This window comes from Kineosporia sp. R_H_3, from assembly GCF_002198675.1.
Classification (GTDB): Bacteria; Actinomycetota; Actinomycetes; order Actinomycetales; family Kineosporiaceae; genus R-H-3.
The window spans coordinates 24,884-41,686 of sequence record NZ_MWLL01000088.1 but is presented as its reverse complement, the minus strand read 5'-3'; the positions used below and the strand labels follow the sequence as shown (position 1 = coordinate 41,686).

At 75.2% G+C, this 16,803-nt stretch carries 20 protein-coding genes; 16 read left to right on the top strand and 4 right to left on the bottom strand.

All coding sequences use genetic code 11. The features are described from left to right. The first annotated feature begins 116 nt into the window (after positions 1-116). The 8 genes from ECOMGDLI_RS07205 (at position 117) to cysE (ending at position 5,849) form a co-directional block, all read left to right on the top strand. On the top strand, positions 117-863 hold the full coding sequence (locus ECOMGDLI_RS07205) for an alpha/beta fold hydrolase (RefSeq protein WP_088315533.1): 747 nt from the start codon (positions 117-119) through the stop codon (positions 861-863). A 108-nt stretch (positions 864-971) separates the two neighbouring features. Next, on the top strand, positions 972-1,532 hold the full coding sequence (locus ECOMGDLI_RS07200) for an aerial mycelium formation protein (protein WP_088315531.1): 561 nt from the start codon (positions 972-974) through the stop codon (positions 1,530-1,532). Positions 1,533-1,587: 55 nt separating this feature from the next. Continuing rightward, positions 1,588-2,550: an asparaginase gene (locus ECOMGDLI_RS07195; RefSeq protein ID WP_088315529.1), complete on the top strand. Its 963-nt coding sequence runs from the start codon at positions 1,588-1,590 to the stop codon at positions 2,548-2,550. A gap of 37 nt (positions 2,551-2,587) precedes the next feature. Then, entirely contained in the window at positions 2,588-3,049 is a 462-nt protein-coding gene (gene dtd / locus ECOMGDLI_RS07190) for a D-aminoacyl-tRNA deacylase (RefSeq protein WP_088315527.1), read from the top strand. A 138-nt stretch (positions 3,050-3,187) separates the two neighbouring features. After that, the gene (locus ECOMGDLI_RS07185; RefSeq protein ID WP_088315525.1) at positions 3,188-3,616 is read left to right on the top strand and encodes a hypothetical protein; all 429 of its coding nucleotides are present in this window, start codon (positions 3,188-3,190) and stop codon (positions 3,614-3,616) included. Beyond that, a complete protein-coding gene (locus tag ECOMGDLI_RS07180; RefSeq protein WP_088315523.1) occupies positions 3,610-3,834 on the top strand; it encodes a helix-turn-helix transcriptional regulator in 225 nt (74 codons plus the stop codon). The genes ECOMGDLI_RS07185 and ECOMGDLI_RS07180 overlap by 7 nt, the downstream gene beginning before the upstream one ends. Then, on the top strand, positions 3,831-4,850 hold the full coding sequence (locus tag ECOMGDLI_RS07175) for an NAD(P)-dependent alcohol dehydrogenase (protein WP_198954636.1): 1,020 nt from the start codon (positions 3,831-3,833) through the stop codon (positions 4,848-4,850). The genes ECOMGDLI_RS07180 and ECOMGDLI_RS07175 overlap by 4 nt, the downstream gene beginning before the upstream one ends. Before the next feature lie 165 nt (positions 4,851-5,015). Beyond that, positions 5,016-5,849 carry a serine O-acetyltransferase gene (cysE, locus tag ECOMGDLI_RS07170; protein WP_088315519.1) on the top strand — a complete coding sequence of 278 codons (834 nt, stop codon included), beginning with the start codon at positions 5,016-5,018 and terminating at the stop codon, positions 5,847-5,849. Here cysE and ECOMGDLI_RS07165 read toward each other — a convergent pair. After that, the gene (locus tag ECOMGDLI_RS07165; protein ID WP_088315517.1) at positions 5,846-6,676 is read right to left on the bottom strand and encodes an SAM-dependent methyltransferase; all 831 of its coding nucleotides are present in this window, start codon (positions 6,674-6,676) and stop codon (positions 5,846-5,848) included. The genes cysE and ECOMGDLI_RS07165 overlap by 4 nt on opposite strands. A 378-nt stretch (positions 6,677-7,054) precedes the next feature. On the opposite strand from ECOMGDLI_RS07165, the gene mshA reads away from it, so the two are divergent. From mshA to ECOMGDLI_RS07150, 3 genes are read left to right on the top strand one after another with little or no spacing between them, the layout of a single operon-like run. Then, positions 7,055-8,392 (top strand): D-inositol-3-phosphate glycosyltransferase, encoded by a 1,338-nt coding sequence (gene mshA / locus ECOMGDLI_RS07160; protein WP_088315551.1) that lies wholly within the window; start codon positions 7,055-7,057, stop codon positions 8,390-8,392. Next, positions 8,389-8,991 (top strand): YbjN domain-containing protein, encoded by a 603-nt coding sequence (locus ECOMGDLI_RS07155; protein WP_233153348.1) that lies wholly within the window; start codon positions 8,389-8,391, stop codon positions 8,989-8,991. Before mshA ends, ECOMGDLI_RS07155 begins: the two co-directional genes overlap by 4 nt. A gap of 10 nt (positions 8,992-9,001) precedes the next feature. Next, entirely contained in the window at positions 9,002-9,745 is a 744-nt protein-coding gene (locus ECOMGDLI_RS07150; protein WP_088315516.1) for a phosphoglyceromutase, read from the top strand. An 85-nt stretch (positions 9,746-9,830) separates the two neighbouring features. On the opposite strand, the gene phoU is transcribed toward ECOMGDLI_RS07150, so the two are convergent. After that, positions 9,831-10,514, bottom strand: a complete 684-nt coding sequence (phoU, locus tag ECOMGDLI_RS07145) for a phosphate signaling complex protein PhoU (protein ID WP_088315514.1) — start codon at positions 10,512-10,514, stop codon at positions 9,831-9,833. Positions 10,515-10,760: 246 nt separating this feature from the next. Here phoU and ECOMGDLI_RS07140 point away from each other — a divergent pair, with 246 nt between their 5' ends. Together ECOMGDLI_RS07140 and ECOMGDLI_RS07135 are read left to right on the top strand one after the other, a co-directional pair. Then, positions 10,761-11,993 carry a cell wall metabolism sensor histidine kinase WalK gene (locus tag ECOMGDLI_RS07140; RefSeq protein WP_088315512.1) on the top strand — a complete coding sequence of 411 codons (1,233 nt, stop codon included), beginning with the start codon at positions 10,761-10,763 and terminating at the stop codon, positions 11,991-11,993. Then, positions 11,990-12,676 carry a response regulator transcription factor gene (locus tag ECOMGDLI_RS07135; RefSeq protein ID WP_088282854.1) on the top strand — a complete coding sequence of 229 codons (687 nt, stop codon included), beginning with the start codon at positions 11,990-11,992 and terminating at the stop codon, positions 12,674-12,676. Before ECOMGDLI_RS07140 ends, ECOMGDLI_RS07135 begins: the two co-directional genes overlap by 4 nt. Before the next feature lie 93 nt (positions 12,677-12,769). On the opposite strand, the gene ECOMGDLI_RS07130 is transcribed toward ECOMGDLI_RS07135, so the two are convergent. Together ECOMGDLI_RS07130 and ECOMGDLI_RS07125 are read right to left on the bottom strand one after the other, a co-directional pair. Further along, positions 12,770-13,294: a hypothetical protein gene (locus ECOMGDLI_RS07130; protein ID WP_143447554.1), complete on the bottom strand. Its 525-nt coding sequence runs from the start codon at positions 13,292-13,294 to the stop codon at positions 12,770-12,772. A 77-nt stretch (positions 13,295-13,371) separates the two neighbouring features. Beyond that, positions 13,372-14,133: a hypothetical protein gene (locus ECOMGDLI_RS07125; protein WP_088315508.1), complete on the bottom strand. Its 762-nt coding sequence runs from the start codon at positions 14,131-14,133 to the stop codon at positions 13,372-13,374. Between the two features lie 205 nt (positions 14,134-14,338). Between ECOMGDLI_RS07125 and ECOMGDLI_RS07120 the strand changes: the two genes are divergently transcribed. The 3 genes from ECOMGDLI_RS07120 to ECOMGDLI_RS07115 are packed head-to-tail and all read left to right on the top strand — an operon-like array spanning position 14,339 to position 16,798. Then, positions 14,339-14,821 (top strand): CarD family transcriptional regulator, encoded by a 483-nt coding sequence (locus ECOMGDLI_RS07120; protein ID WP_088282516.1) that lies wholly within the window; start codon positions 14,339-14,341, stop codon positions 14,819-14,821. A gap of 4 nt (positions 14,822-14,825) precedes the next feature. Then, positions 14,826-16,058, top strand: coding sequence for a PIN/TRAM domain-containing protein (locus ECOMGDLI_RS33680; RefSeq protein WP_143447553.1), 1,233 nt, complete (start codon positions 14,826-14,828; stop codon positions 16,056-16,058). Positions 16,059-16,072: 14 nt separating this feature from the next. Next, on the top strand, positions 16,073-16,798 hold the full coding sequence (locus ECOMGDLI_RS07115) for a 2-C-methyl-D-erythritol 4-phosphate cytidylyltransferase (protein ID WP_233153347.1): 726 nt from the start codon (positions 16,073-16,075) through the stop codon (positions 16,796-16,798). The last annotated feature ends 5 nt before the right edge of the window (positions 16,799-16,803 follow it).

The window sequence follows — 16,803 nt, the reverse complement described above, 5'->3', positions numbered from 1 at the left end:
TGACGAGGTAGCCGGGGGCGGCCGCCCCGGCCGCCCCCGGCTACCTCGTCACAGCCGCGGCGTCCGGCCCGGTCGAGTACCTCGTCACCGGGACCGGCTCCCCGGTCACCCTCCTCGTGCACGGTCTGGCCGGCTCCGTCGCCCAGACCCGTCCGTTCGGCTCCGGGCTGCCCGGCACGAAGGTGCTGCCCCACCTGCGCGGGCACGGCGGCACCGTCGTCCCGCCCGACGGGCCCGGCACCTACGCGGACCTCGCGGCCGAGGTCGAGGCGGTCCGGTCGGCGACCGGGGCGACCCGCGCGCTCGGGGTGAGTCTCGGCGCCGGCGCCCTGCTGCGCTCGCTCGCCGGGGCGGCCGCTGACGGTGCGCCCCTGCCGTACGAGCGGGTCGTCCTCGCGCTGCCCGCGGCGCTCCACGACCCGGCGCCGGAGCAGGACCCGGGCCGGTTGCGGCTGCTCGACCTCGCCGACGCGCTCGAGGCGCGGGACGCCGTCCGGGCCGCGGCGCTCCTGCGCGACCAGCAGCCCGAGGCCGTCCGGCGGCTGCCGTCGGTGGGGCTGTGGGCCCGGCGGCGGGCCGCCGAGATCGTCGGGCCGGGGCTGCCGCCCGTGCTCCGCGCGTTCGCCGGTGCCGCGCCGCTCGCGGACCTGGACACCGCCCCGGCCGTGCTGGCCGCCGTCCGGCTGCCGGTGCTCGTCCTCGCCCAGGAGGGGGACGACGTCCACCCGGTCGACGGGGCCCGCCGGCTCGCGGCCGCGCTGCCGGCCGCGGAGCTCGTCGTGCTGCCGCCGGGCGGGGTGCTCTGGACCGGGCGGGACCGGCTGCGGGAGGTCCTCACCGACTTCTTGGGTACTTCTGAGTAAGCGAGCCGTCACTATCCGGCGTCATGCGTGCATGATGGGCGGTAGGTTTGGTGCCGGAAGACCGGGGAGGTCGTGACCTCCCCGGCACGCGAGCGTTCAGGAGAGACGATGACGGACTACCTGCCCGGCGGGCGGCGCCGTGTCGACCGGGTGCTCGCACCCGACTTCGTGGCCGGTCTCGACGGTCTCGACCTCGACGACATCCGGGCCCGCCGTGCCGAGGCGGACCAGGAGGAGACCGACCTGTCGTACGCGCGGCGGCTGCTCCAGGGCCGGATCGACATCCTGCGGGCCGAGCAGGCGGCGCGCCGCGGTGACGGGCCGATGTCCGGGCACCCGCGCACCGACGAGGAGATCGTCAAGGCGCTGTCCCTCGTGCTGGCCGACGAGCGCCGGCAGGACCACGGGATGGGCCGCCACACGGTCTCCGAGCCCAGCCGGATCGGTGAGCACCGCCGCGAGGCCGAGCGGGCCGTCGCGGACGTCGGCGGCTCGGCGACCGACGACATGTCGGACGAGGCGCTCGCCGCGGCGGTCGCGAAGCTCGTCGACGTAGAAGCCCGGGTCAGCCGGGTGCGGCGCGAGGTGCAGGGCGTCGTCGACGCGCTGACCGCGGAGATCGCCCGGCGCTACGCGGCCGGCGGTGTGCCGGTCGGTACCGGCTCCTGACCCCGGCCCTGACCTGCCGGCCGGGGCGCGCGGGCGTCGCCAGTAGGCTCCGCGCGTGACCTACGGCCTCCTCGCACGCGTCGTCCGTTCCGGGTTCGTCGAGGGGGAGCACCGCGGGACCGCGGTGGCGCTCGACCCGGCCGGCGCGGTCGTCGCCGCCGTCGGGGACGTCACCGCGCCGATCTTCCCGCGGTCGTCGAACAAGCCGATGCAGGCCGTCGCGATGCTCCGCGCGGGGCTGCGGCTCGACGGGCACCTGCTCGCGCTCGCGGCGTCCAGCCACTCCGGCGAGCGGTACCACCAGGACGGCGTCGCGCGCGTGCTCGGTGCCGCCGGCCTCACCGTCGACGCGTTGCGGAACACCGCCGACCTGCCGCTGGACGAGGTCGACCGGCTCGCCTGGCAGGTCGCCGGCAGGGCGCCGACGGCGCAGGCGCAGAACTGCTCCGGCAAGCACGCGGCGATGCTCGCGACGTGCGCGGAGAACGACTGGCCGCTCGACACCTACCTCGACCCCGTGCACCCGCTGCAGACCACGATCGCGGCGACGGTCGCCGACCTCGCCGGCGAGGCCGTCGCCGCGACCGGCGTCGACGGCTGCGGGGCACCGGTGCTCGCCATCTCGACCGTCGGGCTCGCGCGCGCGTTCGCGCGGATCTCGACGGCCCCGGCCGGGACCCCCGAGGCGCGTGTCGCGGACGCCGTCCGGACGCATCCGGAGTGGCTCGGCGGCACCGGCCGCGACGTCACCGCCGTGCTCCGCGCCGTCCCCGGGCTCGTCGCCAAGGACGGCGCCGAGGCGGTCTACGCGGCGGCGCTGCCCGACGGTCGCGCGGTCGCGGTCAAGGTCGCCGACGGCTCCGACCGGGCCCGGGTGCAGACCCTCGTCGCGCTGCTGCGCCGGCTCGGCGTCGAGGACGGGGCCGACGGCGTGGACGGCGCGGCGCTCGACGCGCTCGCGCACGTGCCGGTGCTCGGGCACGGCCGGGAGGTCGGGGTCGTCGAGGTCGCGTTCTGATGCGCGGCCCCGGGTACGGCCGCGAGGGGAGCGGGGCGTGAGGGTCGTCGTCCAGCGGGTCTCCCGTGCGTGCGTCACGGTCGCGGGCGAGGTCGTCGGGGAGATCTCCCGGCCGGGCCTGGCGGTGCTCGTCGGCGTGACCCACGCCGACACCGCGCAGACCGCGCAGCGCCTCGCGCGCAAGGTGTGCGACCTGCGGATCATGCGCGACCCCGACGGCAGCGCCTCGGGGACCGGTCGCGCCGACGAGGCGTCCGCGCTCGACGTCGGGGCCGCCGTCCTCGTCGTCAGCCAGTTCACCCTCTACGGCGACACGCGCAAGGGCCGCCGGCCGTCGTGGGTCGACGCCGCGCCCGGCCCGGTCGCCGAACCGCTCGTCGACGCCTTCGCCGCCGCGGTCGCCGACCTCGGGCTCGAGGTCGCGCGCGGCCGGTTCGGGGCCGACATGGCCGTCGAGCTCGTCAACGACGGTCCCTTCACGCTCGTTCTCGAGGTCTGACCGGTCGCGCCCTCCTCGCAAGGGGGCTTCGTCAGCGACGGCATGTAAAGAATTCTTGACCTCGTGTCCACTCTGCTTTACCTTCGAGATGTCAAAGATTCTGTACATCGCAGGGTCGGACCCGTCCGGAGGACCGTCATGACCTTCCTCGAGAAGCGCGCGTGGACGATGCTCGTCGTCGCCGTGCTCGCCTACGCCGCGTACGTCGTGGTCGTCCTGGGGCGGCTCGGCGACGGGGTGTCGCTGCCCGGCGTCCCCTACGCCGGGGCGCTCCTGTGGTCGGTCGGCGGCGCGATCGTGGCGAACGTCGCCGTCGAGGTCGCGCTCGGCGTCCTGCGGCCGCGGGACCCGCGGACGACGGACGACCGGGACGCCGAGATCGGCCGTCTCGGGGACCAGGTCGGCCAGGCCTTCCTCGTCATCGGCGCCGTCACGGCGATGCTCCTCGCGCTCGCCGAGCAGCACCCGTTCTGGATCGCCAACGCGATCTACCTCGGGTTCGTGCTCTCGGCCGTCGTCGGGTCGGTCGCCAAGGTCGTCATGTACCGCGTGGGCCTGCCGTGGTGAGGCCGACGCGGGTCACGAACTCGATCCGGGCGCTGCGCTTCAGTCACGGCGAGATGACCCAGGCCCAGCTCGCCGACCGGATCGGCGTCACCCGGCAGACCCTCATCGCGATCGAGCAGGGCCGGTACAGCCCGTCGCTCGAGGTCGCGTTCCAGATCGCCCGTGCCTTCGGCGTCCCGCTCGACGCCGTCTTCCACTATCCCGAGGACCCCTCATGAGCGCTCCGCCCGCCACGATGAAAGCCCTGGTGCAGAACGCCTATGCCGACGGCGACGCGCTCGGCCGCGCGCTCGCCGTCGAGGACGTCGCCGTCCCGCGACCCGGCCCGGACGACGTGCTCGTCGCCGTCCGTGCCGCCGGCGTCGACCGCGGCGCCTGGCACCTCGTGACCGGTCTGCCGAAGGGGGTGCGGGTCGCCACCGGCCTGCGCCGCCCGCGGCAGCGCACGCCGGGGCTCGAGGCCGCCGGCGTCGTCGAGGCGGTCGGTGAGCGGGTCACCGGCTTCCGCGTCGGCGACGAGGTCTACGGCGTCGTCCGCGGCTCGTTCGCGCAGAAGGCGCTCGGTGCCGCGAAGTCGTTGCACACCAAGCCCTCCGGGCTGTCCTTCGCCGAGGCCGCCGCACTCGCGGTGAGCGGCGTGACGGCGGTGCTCGCGGTCCGCGCGGCCGGGGAGGGCGCGGTCGCGCCGGGTAGGCGGGTGCTCGTGCTCGGTGCGGGCGGCGGTGTCGGCAGCCTGGTCGTCCAGCTCGCGAAGGCCGCCGGTGCGCACGTCACCGGCGTCTGCGGTGCGGACAAGGCCGACCACGTCCGGGCGCTCGGCGCCGACGAGGTCGTCGACCGGGCGGTCTTCGACGCCGGACCCGTTGCGGCGCAGGCGGACAGGTCGTTCGACGTCGTCGTCGACACCGCCGGCAACCGGTCCCTGCGCCGGCTACGGGCTCTGCTCACGCCGACCGGGGCAGCCGTCCTCGTCGGCGGCGAGGGCAAGGGCGGCCCGCTCGGCGGCTTCAGCCGTCAGCTGCGTGCCCTGCTGCTCAACCCGTTCGTCCGGCAGCGGCTCGCACCGCTCGCCTCGGTGACGAGCACCCGGTCGCTCGCCCTGCTCACCGAGCGGGTCGAGGCCGGGGCGCTGCGCCCGGTCGTCGACGCGACCTACCCGCTCGCGGACGCCGCCGACGCCGTCCGCCGGGTCGGCTCCGGCCGGGTCCGGGGCAAGGTCGTGCTCGAGCCCTGAGCCCGGCACACCGATCCCGCCTGCCGCCCGTGCTCGCGGTGCGTACCGTTCAGGGCGCTCCGGGAGCCGTGGAGCGGTACCCACCGCGAGCATGAGCGGTGGGCGGCGGGCGCCGTCGTGGGGCGCGGGTCGCCGGGGCGGGGGCGGTCGGCTTACCCTCGGAGCATGGCCGACCGCGCGATCTCCGTCGTCCCCTCCGTGGTCCGTGACCCGATCTGGGCGCGGCTGCGGGACGACGCCACCCGGATGGCGGCGGGCGAGCCGGTGCTCGCCAGCTTCGTCCACGCGACGATCCTCGGGCACGACCGGATGGAGCGGGCGCTCAGCTACCACCTCGCGCACAAGCTCGCGAACGACGACGTCGGTGCGCTCCAGGTGCACCAGGTCTTCGACGAGGCGTTCGAGGACGACGAGATGCTCGGCGAGCACGTCCGCCGGGACCTGTCGGCGATCTACGACCGCGACCCCGCCGTCCGCACGCTCGTCGAGCCGTTCCTCTTCTTCAAGGGCTTCCACTCGCTCCAGGCGTACCGCGTGACGCACTGGCTGTGGGGCAAGGACCGCACGGCGCTGGCCTTCCACTTCCAGAGCCGGATCTCCGAGGTGTTCGGGGTCGACATCCACCCGGCGGCCCGGATCGGCTGCGGGGTCATGATCGACCACGGCACCGGGGTCGTCATCGGCGAGACCGCCGTCGTCGAGGACGACGTCTCGCTCCTGCAGGGCGTCACCCTCGGCGGCACCGGCAAGGAGTCCGGCGACCGGCACCCGAAGGTCCGGCGCGGGGTCATGATCGGGGCCGGCGCGAAGGTCCTCGGCAACACCGAGATCGGCGAGTACAGCCGGATCGGCGCCGGCAGCGTCGTCCTCAAGCCGGTGCCGCCGCGCTCGACCGCCGTCGGCGTCCCGGCCCGGGTCGTCGGGCACGGGGGCTGCGACCGGCCCGCGATGGAGATGAACCAGCTCATCGACGAGGTGCCGGGGGAGTACCAGATCTAGCCGCTGGTCCGCCCCGGCACCTGGTCCGGCCGGACGGCGTCCCACGCCAGCGTGAGCTCCCCGAGCCGCCAGCGGGACGGTCCGTCGAGGACCGGCCAGCCCTCGGCCCGCAGCGTCCGTGCGGTCTCGACCCAGCGCTGCCGGGCCCCGAACGTCGCCCGGTGGGCGGCGCGGGCCCACGCCGCGTCGAGCGCCCCGAGCGCGTCGTGCACCCGCTCGCCGGGGACGTTGCGGTGGATGAGGACCTTCGGCAGCCGCTCCGCGACGTCCGACGGGCGCTCGAAGGCGCCGAAACGCAGGGAGAGCGTCAGCGAGACCGGGCCGTCCTCGGCGGTCACGGCGACCCAGGCGGCGCGCCGGCCGATCTCGTCGCACGTGCCGTCGACGAGCAGCCCGCCGGGGGCGAGCCGCTCCCGGACCGCGGACCAGGCCCCCGCGACGTCCGCCTCGTCGTACTGCCGCAGCACGTTGAAGGCCCGGACGACGACCGGCCGGCGGCCGCCGGGCAGCGGCACCTCGAAGCCCCCGAGGGCGAACGACAGACCGTCACCCGCCAGCGGCAGCGCGGCCGTGACCCGCACCGGGTCGATCTCGACGCCGACGACCTCGACGTCGGCCCGGACGGCGCGCAGCCGGTCCCGCAGCTCGACCGCGGTCACCGGGGTCGCGCCGTAACCGAGGTCGACGACGACGGGGTCGGCGGCCCGGCGCAGCCGCCAGGCCTGGGGGCCGGCGAGCCAGCGGTCGACGCGGCGCAGCCGGTTGGGGTTGGTCGTGCCGCGGGTGATGGTGCCGACCGGACGGGTCGGCCTGCCGGCGCGCGCCACGACGGCAAGCCTAGGGGCGGGCCCCGCGGCTCGCGCACGCGTGAGATCGGCGACGTCCGCGGGGGAGATGCCCCGGATCGTGGCGACTCGTCCGGGCCCAGGGACCGGTTCGACGAGGTGCCCGTCGGTGCGCCGCGCTAGCGTCGGCAGCAGGAACCGGGCCCGGACGCCCGGGCCCGGGCGCACGACGGGTCCGGGTGCAGCAGCCGGTGCGGAAGCAATCGGCCGCCGGGCGCGTTCGCACCCTGCGGCGAGAGGGGCCGGGTGGCCCCGCGCGACGTGCCGCCGACGAAGGAGCCGCGAGTGTCCCCGACCGCCGTGCCCGGCAGAGGGCTGTCCGGCCGCGCCGGGCGTGACCGCACGCCGCGCCGGGTCGCGATGCTCACGGTGCACACCTCGCCGCTCGAGCAGCCCGGCACGGGTGACGCCGGCGGGATGAACGTCTACATCGTCGAGACCGCCCGCCGGCTGGCGGCCCGCGGCACCGAGGTCGAGATCTTCACCCGGGCCACGTCGAGCGGTGCCGAGCCGGTCACCGAGCTGGCGCCGGGCGTGCTCGTCCGGCACGTCACCGCCGGCCCGTTCGAGGGGCTGTCGAAGGACGACCTGCCCGGCCAGCTCTGCGCGTTCACCGCGGGCGTCATGCGCGTCGAGGCCCGCCGCGAGCCGGGCTGGTACGACCTCGTGCACTCGCACTACTGGCTCTCCGGCCAGGTCGGCTGGCTCGCCGCCGACCGCTGGTGCACCCCGCTCGTCCACACGATGCACACCATGGCCAAGGTGAAGAACGCCATGCTCGCGGACGGCGACCGGCCCGAGCCGGCCGTCCGCGTCATCGGCGAGGAGCAGGTCGTCGACGCCGCCGACGGGCTCGTCGCGAACACCGACGACGAGGCCCGCCAGCTCGTCGAGCTCTACGGCGCCCGCCCCGAGCGCGTCTCCGTCGTCCCGCCCGGGGTCGACCTCGACGTCTTCACCCCAGGGGGCCCGGACGGCCGCGCCGCGGCCCGGCGGCGCCTCGGCGTCCCGCAGGACGCCGACCTGCTGCTCTTCGTCGGCCGGATCCAGCCGCTCAAGGCGCCCGACGTGCTCGTGCGGGCCGCCGCGCACCTGGTCCGCGAGCGGGCCGCCGGCGGCGTGGCCCGCCCGCTCCAGGTCGCGATCGTCGGCGGCCCGAGCGGCAGCGGGCTCGACCGCCCCGAGGAGCTCCAGCGGCTCGTCGCCGACCTGGGCCTCGGCGGCGTCGTGACGTTCCACCCGCCGGCCCCGCGGGCGCTGCTCGCGCACTGGTACCGGGCGGCCGACGTCGTCACCGTGCCGTCGTACAACGAGTCGTTCGGGCTGGTCGCCGTCGAGGCGCAGGCCTGCGGCTCGCCGGTCGTCGCCGCCGCGGTCGGCGGGCTGCCCACCGCCGTGTCGGACGGCGTGAGCGGGCTCCTCGTCGACGGGCACGACCCGCTCGACTGGGCCCGGGTGCTCGGCGGTCTGCTCGCCGACCGGCCGCGCCGGGACGCGATGGCGGCCGCCGCGGTGCTGCACGCGAGCCGGTTCAGCTGGGAGGCGACCGTCGACCGCACGCTCGAGGCGTACGCCGAGGCCGTCGACCGGCACCGCAACCTGCTCCGGGCCCCGCTGGGCGCCGGTTCCGGGCCGCTCCTCGTGCCCGCCGGGCCGGCGCTGGCGGGTCTGGGCAGCGGCCTGGCCGTGGCGCCGTGACCGACGGGATGTCGCCCCGCGAGCGCGCCGAGGCCGCGGTGCACGCCTGGGTCGCGGGCGCCGGGGTCGAGTCGGACCTCGGGGCCCGCCCCGGCGAGGTCGTCGTCGTCCTGCCCGGTGAGGCGAAGCTGCGCACGGCCGTCTCGATCCTCGTCGGTGACGCCGCGCTCACCGCGTCGGCGTTCGTCGTCCGCCGCCCGGACGAGAACCACGAGGAGTTCTACCGCTGGCTCCTGCGGCGCAACCTGCGCCTGCCCGGCATCGCCTTCGCCCTCGACCCCGCCGGGGACGTCTTCGTCGTCGGCCGGCTGCCCGTCGACGCCGTCACCGAGGACGAGCTCGACCGGCTCCTCGGTGCGGTGCTCACGGCGTCCGACGGGGCCTTCAACGAGCTCCTCGCGATCGGCTTCGTCAGCTCGATGAAGCGGGAGTGGGCGTGGCGGGTGTCGCGCGGCGAGCCGACGCACAACCTCGAGGCGTTCCGGCATCTGCTCGAGCCGTCGTCGGAGCCGTCGTCGGAGCCGTCGTCGGAGCAGCCGTCGCAGGCGCCGGGTTCCGAGGACCGGACGGCCCCCGAGGGCCCTGCCGCGGCCCACTAGCCTTTCCCGCATGACCTACACGCTCGTCCTGCTCCGCCACGGCGAGAGCGACTGGAACGCGAAGAACCTCTTCACCGGCTGGGTCGACGTCCCGCTGTCGGACAAGGGCCGCGCCGAGGCCGAGGCCGGTGGCCGGCTCCTCACCGAGGCCGGCGTCCTGCCGGACGTCGTCCACACCTCGCTGCTGCGCCGCGCCATCACGACCGCGAACCTCGCGCTCGACGCCGCGGACCGGCACTGGATCCCCGTCAAGCGGCACTGGCGCCTCAACGAGCGGCACTACGGCGCGCTCCAGGGCAAGGACAAGAAGCAGACGCTCGACACGTACGGCGAGGAGCAGTTCATGCTCTGGCGCCGCTCGTACGACGTCCCGCCGCCGCCCATCGAGGACGGCGACGAGTTCAGCCAGGCGGGCGACCCGCGGTACGCCGGCCTCGGCGCGGACATGCCCGCGAGCGAGTGCCTCAAGGACGTCGTCGTCCGGATGCTGCCCTACTGGGACACCGACATCGTCCCGGACCTGCGCGCGGGCAAGGTCGTGCTCGTCGCGGCGCACGGCAACTCGCTGCGCGCGCTCGTCAAGCACCTCGACGGCATCAGCGACGAGGCGATCGCCGGCCTGAACATCCCGACCGGCATGCCCCTGGTCTACGAGCTCGACGAGAACCTCGCGCCGACCGTGCCCGGAGGCACCTACCTCGACCCCGAGGCCGCCGCGGCCGCCGCCGCAGCCGTCGCCAACCAGGGCCGCTGACCCACCCCGTCCCCAGCAGCTACTAGCGCGTATGACCCGCTAGATGGGTCATACGCGCTGGTAACTCGCGGGGAGGGTGACGGGGTCAGGCGGGGCGCAGGCCGGTCTGGTGCTCGGACGACGTCACGTGCGGGCGCTCGCCCGTCACGAGGTAGACGACGCGGCGCGCGACCGACACCGCGTGGTCGGCGAAGCGCTCGTAGTACCGCCCGCAGAGCGTGACGTCGATCGCGGTCTCGATGCCGTGCTCCCAGTCGGGCGACAGCAGCACCGCGAACAGCGTGCGGTGCAGCTGGTCCATCGCGTCGTCGTCCGTCTCGAGCTCGGCGGCGAGCGTGAGGTCGCGGGTCGCGATGACCGAACCGGTCTTCGCGACGACGCGCTCGGCGACCTGGCCCATCTCGACGATCGTGCCGCGCAGCTCGGCGGGGATCGCCGACCCGGGGTAGCGCATCCGGGCGAGCTTGGCGACGTGCCGGGCGAGGTCGCCCATCCGCTCCAGGTCGGCGGTCATCCGCAGCCCGGTGATGATGACCCGCAGGTCGGTCGCGACCGGCTGCTGCCGGGCGATGAGGCCGAAGGACCGCTCCTCGAGGTCGATCTGGAGGGCGTCGATCTGCTCGTCCGCCGCGATGACGCTCTCGGCCAGGCCGAGGTCGGCGTCCAGGAGAGCGGTCGTGCCGCGGGCGATCGCGGACCCCACGAGCCGGGTCATCTCGACCATGCCCTCGGACAGCACGGCCAGCTCGCCGTGGAAGTGCTCTCGCATCGCTGGTGTCTCCTCGACGGTTCTGAACTACGGCTGACTGCTGCTGACTACGGCTGACCTGCGGCGACGACCCGCGGGACGACATGCGGCCCCCGACCCCACGGCGGCGCCCCGGTGAACGGTGGCAGGCGGGCGGGAGCGGGGGTTGAACGGGTCCCGGCCGCAAGGTGAACTCGCGGCGAAGGGATCACCCGGTCGGCCGCCCGTGGCCTTCCGCCGGCCGGATCCGGCCCTACGCTGAACGACGTGGACGCGTCTGCGGCGGCGGTGCTCGCCGGGCTCGTCGGCCTCCTGGTCGGCGCCCTGGCCGTCTTCGCGTTCCGGATCAGCGAGACCGAGCGGCTCGGCCTGGCCAGCCTGCCCGAGCCCGAGCTGCCGCCGGGCGTCGGGGAGGTGCTCTCCGTGCTGCGGTCGGCGGCCGTCGTCCTCGACACCGCGGACGGCGTCGTCAAGGCCAGCCCGGCGGCGTACGCGTTCGGCCTCGTCCGCGGGCACGACATCGTCCACGCCGAGCTGCGCGAGATGGCCGCCGAGGCCCGCCGCTTCGGCCTGGTCCGCGAGCGCGAGCTCGAGCTTGCCCGGGGCCCGCTCGGGCGGGCCCGGCTCGTCGTCCACGCCCGGGTCGCCCCGCTCGGCCCGGAGCACGTCCTCGTGCTCGTCGAGGACCGCACCGAGGCCCGCCGCGTCGAGGAGATCCGCCGGGACTTCGTCGCGAACGTCAGCCACGAGCTGAAGACCCCGATCGGCGCGCTGCACCTGCTCGCCGAGGCGGTCCACGACGCCTCCGACGACCCGGACGCCGTCCAGCACTTCTCCGAGCGGATGCAGCGCGAGTCCATGCGGCTGTCCACGCTCGTGCAGGAGATCATCGACCTCTCCCGGCTGCAGGTCGCCGACGCCACGCACCCGCCCGAGCCGTGCGACGTCGACGAGATCATCGCCGACGCCGTCGACCGGTGCCGGCTCGCGGCCCAGGCCAAGCGGATCGAGGTCGTCACCGGCGGGGACGACGGCGGGGTCGTCTTCGGTGACGACAACCTCCTCGTGACCGCCGTCCGCAACCTCATCGACAATGCGATCGCCTACTCGCCGGAGATGACCCGCGTCGGGGTCGCCGTCCGGCGGGTCGACGGCCTCGTCGAGGTCGCCGTGAGCGACCAGGGCATCGGGATCCCGCCGGCCGAGCAGGCCCGGATCTTCGAGCGGTTCTACCGCGTCGACCCGGCCCGCTCGCGGGCCACCGGCGGCACCGGTCTCGGCCTGTCGATCGTCAAGCACGTCGCCGCCAACCACGGCGGCGAGGTCACCGTCTGGAGCGTGGAGGGTGAGGGCTCGACCTTCACCCTGCGCCTGCCGGACGCCGTCGCGCAGGGGGAACCCCCGGCCGACACCTACGTCGCGACGGACCCGTCGCACGTCACCACCGCGCGCCCCGACCACGACGGCGCGCACGCAGAACCGAGGGGAGCCGCACTGTGACCCGCATCCTCGTGGTCGAGGACGAGGAGTCGTTCAGCGACCCGCTGTCGTACCTCCTGCGCAAGGAGGGCTACGAGGTGGCCGTCGCCGACGACGGCCCGGCCGCCCTGGCGGAGTTCGACCGCCACGGCGCCGATCTCGTCCTGCTCGACCTCATGCTCCCGGGCCTGCCCGGGACCGAGGTGTGCCGCCAGCTGCGCGCCCGGAGCAACGTCCCCGTCATCATGCTCACGGCCAAGGACAGCGAGATCGACAAGGTCGTCGGGCTCGAGCTCGGGGCCGACGACTACGTGACGAAGCCCTACTCCTCGCGCGAGCTCGTGGCGCGGGTCCGGGCCGTCCTGCGCCGGGGCACCGAACCGGAGTCGCTCGCACCCGCGACGATCGAGGCCGGCCCGGTCCGGATGGACGTCGAGCGGCACGTCGTCACCGTCGACAACCAGACCGTCGCGATGCCGCTCAAGGAGTTCGAGCTGCTCGAGATCCTGCTGCGCAACGCGGGCCGCGTCCTGACCCGGATGCAGCTCATCGACCGGGTCTGGGGCTCGGACTACGTCGGCGACACCAAGACGCTCGACGTCCACGTCAAGCGGCTGCGCAGCAAGATCGAGCCCGACCCGGCCAACCCCAAGTACCTCGTGACGGTCCGCGGGCTCGGCTACAAGTTCGAGAGCACCGGCTGAGGCCCGTAGGCCTACCCCGGACGACGACGAAGGCCGCGCGAGGAAGCTCCTCGTGCGGCCTTCGCGGCGTTCTCCGGGCGGACCCGGCAGGCGTCAGTCCTCGGGCGTCGCCGTCGGCGTGAGTGTCGCGTACGGGCCGGAGGCGGCGAGCACGGGCAGCGCGAATGTCGTGGACCCGGCCCCCGTCGAGGCCTTGATCCGCAGGTTCGTGCCGGGCCCGGTCGGGACCGTGGGCAGGGTGAGCGCGGTGCCGCCGGTGCCGACCTGGGCCAGCGTGCCGGGCGTCACCTCGACGTCGACGGGCTGGCCGACGGCCGCACCGGTCGCGTCCTGCACGGAGAGCGAGACGGTGACGGGCTTGGTGCCCTCGTTGGCGATCGCGCCGGCCACGACACCCGCGGCGCCGGCCTCGCTCGTCACGAGGAGGAAGTTGCGCAGGCGGACGACGCCGCCCGTGGCGGGGTCCTCGATGGTGCTCGCCGTGCCGTCGCTCGGCGCGTAGGGCGTCGCGATCGTCGCCGGGTTGGTGAACGAGCACCCCGTGAGCACCGCGGCGACGGCCACGCCGGCAGCCGCGAGTCGGACGGTGGCCGCCGTCGATGCGGTCCTGAACGTCACGGGCCGTGCCTCCTTCGTGCGAGCGCTGTCCCGGACCTCGCCCGGGTCGGCACGCAGCCTACCGGCCCGGGCGGCGCTCACCGGCGAGGGGCGAGCGCGGCGAGTGCGATCTCCATCGCAGGCAGTCCGCGCCCGTCCGGGGCGACGTCGCGGAGCACGACCGCGACGGTGCCGTCCGGCCGGACGAGGACGACGGTGAGGCCGCGGGCGCGGGTCCCGCGGGCGAGGACGTCGTCCGGGTCGAGGGCCCAGCGCGCCCCGCCGGCGGCCGCCTGCGCGTCGAGGGCGTCGAGGCCGCGCCGGGCCGCTGCCGTCGAGGCGGCGTCGCGTCCTCCCGGCGCGACGAGCCACGTGCTCAGCCGGAACTCGCGGGCCTGCACGTACAGCGTGCGTACGGCCGGTGCGCAGCCGCAGTCCGCCGGGGCGAGCAGGAGCACGGCGGGCCGGACGTCGTCCGTCGTCACCGTGCCGAGGTCCGCCGTGAGCACCGCGGCGGGCAGCCTGCGACCGAGGATGTCGCCGCCGCGCTCGAGGACCGGGGCGGGCTCCGGCGGCGCGGGCGCGTCCGCCGCCGGGACGGCGACCCGTGGGACGGCGGCCAGCGGCGCCGCGGCCGGCGGCGGGGTCCGGGGACGCGGGACGAGGACGACCGCGAGCGAGCCGACCCCGGCGGTGAGCAGGAGGCAGAGCGTGAGGATCGGCCCGGAGAGCCCGAAACGCTCCCAGCGACGGGTCAGGACGAGCCGGCGCAGCCGTCTGCGGCGGCGTCGCCGGCGCTCCTCGGCGACCCAGACGGCGCGGTCCGCCTCGAGGGTGCGCGCGTCGTCCGGCACGGTCACTGCAGCAGTATCCGTCCGCCGCCCGTGACCCGCCTCAGGTGGCGCAGTCGCGTGACCGATCGTGCGCGGAGCACGTCCCCCCGAGGTCTGTCAAGGCCCACCGTGAGGCCGATTAGGCCTCTGACCTGCGCAAACGGATCCCGGCCCCGGTGACGTCCACCCCCTGCCGTGGTAAGGTAGAGGTCGCGAAAGGGGAAAAGACCACATGGCTTTCACGGTCGGCGAGACGGTTGTGTACCCCCATCACGGGGCCGCACTCATCGAGGAGATCAAGACCAGGGTCATCAAGGGGGAAGAGCGTCAGTACCTGGTCCTGAAGGTCGCCCAGGGCGATCTCACCATCGAAGTACCGGCCATGAACGTCGACCTCGTCGGCGTCCGTGACGTGGTGGGTCAGGAAGGGCTGGACAAGGTCTTCCAGGTTCTCCGGGCGCCGTACGCGGAGGAGCCGACCAACTGGTCGCGCCGCTACAAGGCGAACCTCGAGAAGCTCGCCTCCGGTGACGTGATCAAGGTGGCCGAGGTCGTCCGCGACCTGTGGCGCCGCGACCAGGACCGTGGCCTCTCCGCCGGTGAGAAGCGGATGCTCGCCAAGGCCCGCCAGATCCTCGTGTCGGAGCTCGCACTCGCCGAGCACACGAACGAGGACAAGGCAGAGGCTCTCCTGGACGAGGTTCTGGCATCCTGAGTGCGTGACCGCACGCGCACGTTCTGTAACTGAGTCTGAGTCGCACGACATCGGTGCGCCACGGGACGGCGTCCTCGACCACGAGGGCGCCGTCTCGCGCGTTCCGGCCCAGGCGGCTGCCCCCGGGGCCGAGACGGCCGGCCGGCCGGCCGAGCCCCTCGGGTCGGGGGTCCCGCCGGTGGTCGTCGAGGTGCTGCGCTTCTGCGTCGTCGTGTTCCTCGCGGGGGTCGGCTACCAGGTCGCGCACGGGCTCGACAGCGACCGGGTGCGGATGGGCCCGTTCGACGCCGAGGGCACCGGGATCATCCTCGGCGCCGCGTTCGGCTACGTCCTCGGCGGCGTCGTCGGCCGGCTCACCGGCCGCACCCTGACCCAGACCGAGCGCGCGCTGCGCAGCCGCTCCGCCGAGCAGGTGCTCGCCGGCCTCACCGGCGCGGTGCTCGGCACCCTGCTCGCCGCCGGGCTGGCCTGGCCGATGCTCCTCGTCGGGTCGACGTCGCTGACGATCCCGGTGTTCGTCTTCGTCTGCGTCACGGTCGCCACCCTCGGCTACCGGGTCGGGATGGCCCAGCGCGAGCGGGTCCTGTCCCTGCTCGGCCCGAGCGCCGGCATCGGCGGCCTCCACGGGCACGTCGCCCCGGTCGCGACGCTGGCCCGGATGGTCGACACGTCGGTCGCGATCGACGGCCGGGTGCTCGACGTCGTCCGCGCGGGGTTCCTCCACGGCACGATGCTCGTCAGCGCGCCGGTCGTCGCCGAGCTGCAGGGGCTCGCGGACGCCGGGGACGACCTGCGGCGCGCCAAGGGCCGGCGAGGCCTCGAGACGCTCGAGGCGCTGCGCCGCGAGCGCAGCATCGACGTCGAGTACGTCGCCGACCTCGCGCCCGAGGTCGTCGAGGTCGACGCGAAGCTCGTCCGGATGTGCCTCGACCGGCCGGCCGCGCTGCTGACCCTCGACACGAACCTCGCGAAGGCGGCGGCGCTGTCCGGCTGCCGGGTCATGAACCTGCACGCGCTCGCACTCGCGCTGCGCCCGCCGGTCACCGCGGGCGACACGGTGAGCGTGCTGCTCACCCGGCCGGGCAAGGAGGCCGGGCAGGCGGTGGGCTACCTGGACGACGGCACAATGGTCGTCGTGGAGAAGTCGCGGGAGCGGGTGGGCACCGAGGTCGGTGCGACGGTGACGAGCGTGCTCGTCACCGCCAACGGCAGGCTCGTCTTCGCCCGGCTCACGTGACGACCCTGGGGATCGTGCCGGTCGGGCACGACGACCGGCTGGCGCCCGCCGGGTGCGCGGCGCTGCGCCCGCTGCGGGAGGTGCCGCTCGTGCGGCGGGCCGTCGGGGCGCTCGTGCGCTCCGGGGTCGTCGACGCGGTCGTCGTCGTCACCCCGCCCGCGCTCGTCGAGCCGGTCGGGGCGCTCGTCGCGGGGCTGCCGGGCGACGTGCCGGTCGAGGTCCTCGCCGCGCAGGAGAACGGGCCCGGGCTGCGGGTGCGGGCGGCGCTGCGGGCCCGCCGGCCGGACGCCGCCTCGACGGTCGTCGTCCACGACCCGCTCTTCCCGCTCGCGCCGGCGGCCCTCGTCCGCGCGGTCGTCGCGGCGCTCGACGGCGCCGCGCAGGAGCAGGTCGCGGCCGTCGTCCCGGTCCGGCCGGTGACCGACACGCTCAAGCGGGTCGACGAGGACGACGTCGTCACGGCCACCGTCGACCGCGAGGGCTTCCGGATGGTCTACAGCCCGCAGGCCTACCGGGCCGGCGCGCTCGTCGCCGCGCTCGAGGCGGCCACCGAGGCCGACCTGCGGGACCCGGGCGCCGACGTCCTGCCGCGGCTCGTGCAGACCGGCGGCGGCCGGCTCTCCTCGGTGCTCGCGCCCGGTGAGGTGTTCCGGGTCGGGACGGCGGACGACCTCGTCCTCGCCGAGGCGATGCTGCACGTCGGTGCGGACGTCGACGACGAGCGGGCGCCCGCGCGCTGAGCCCG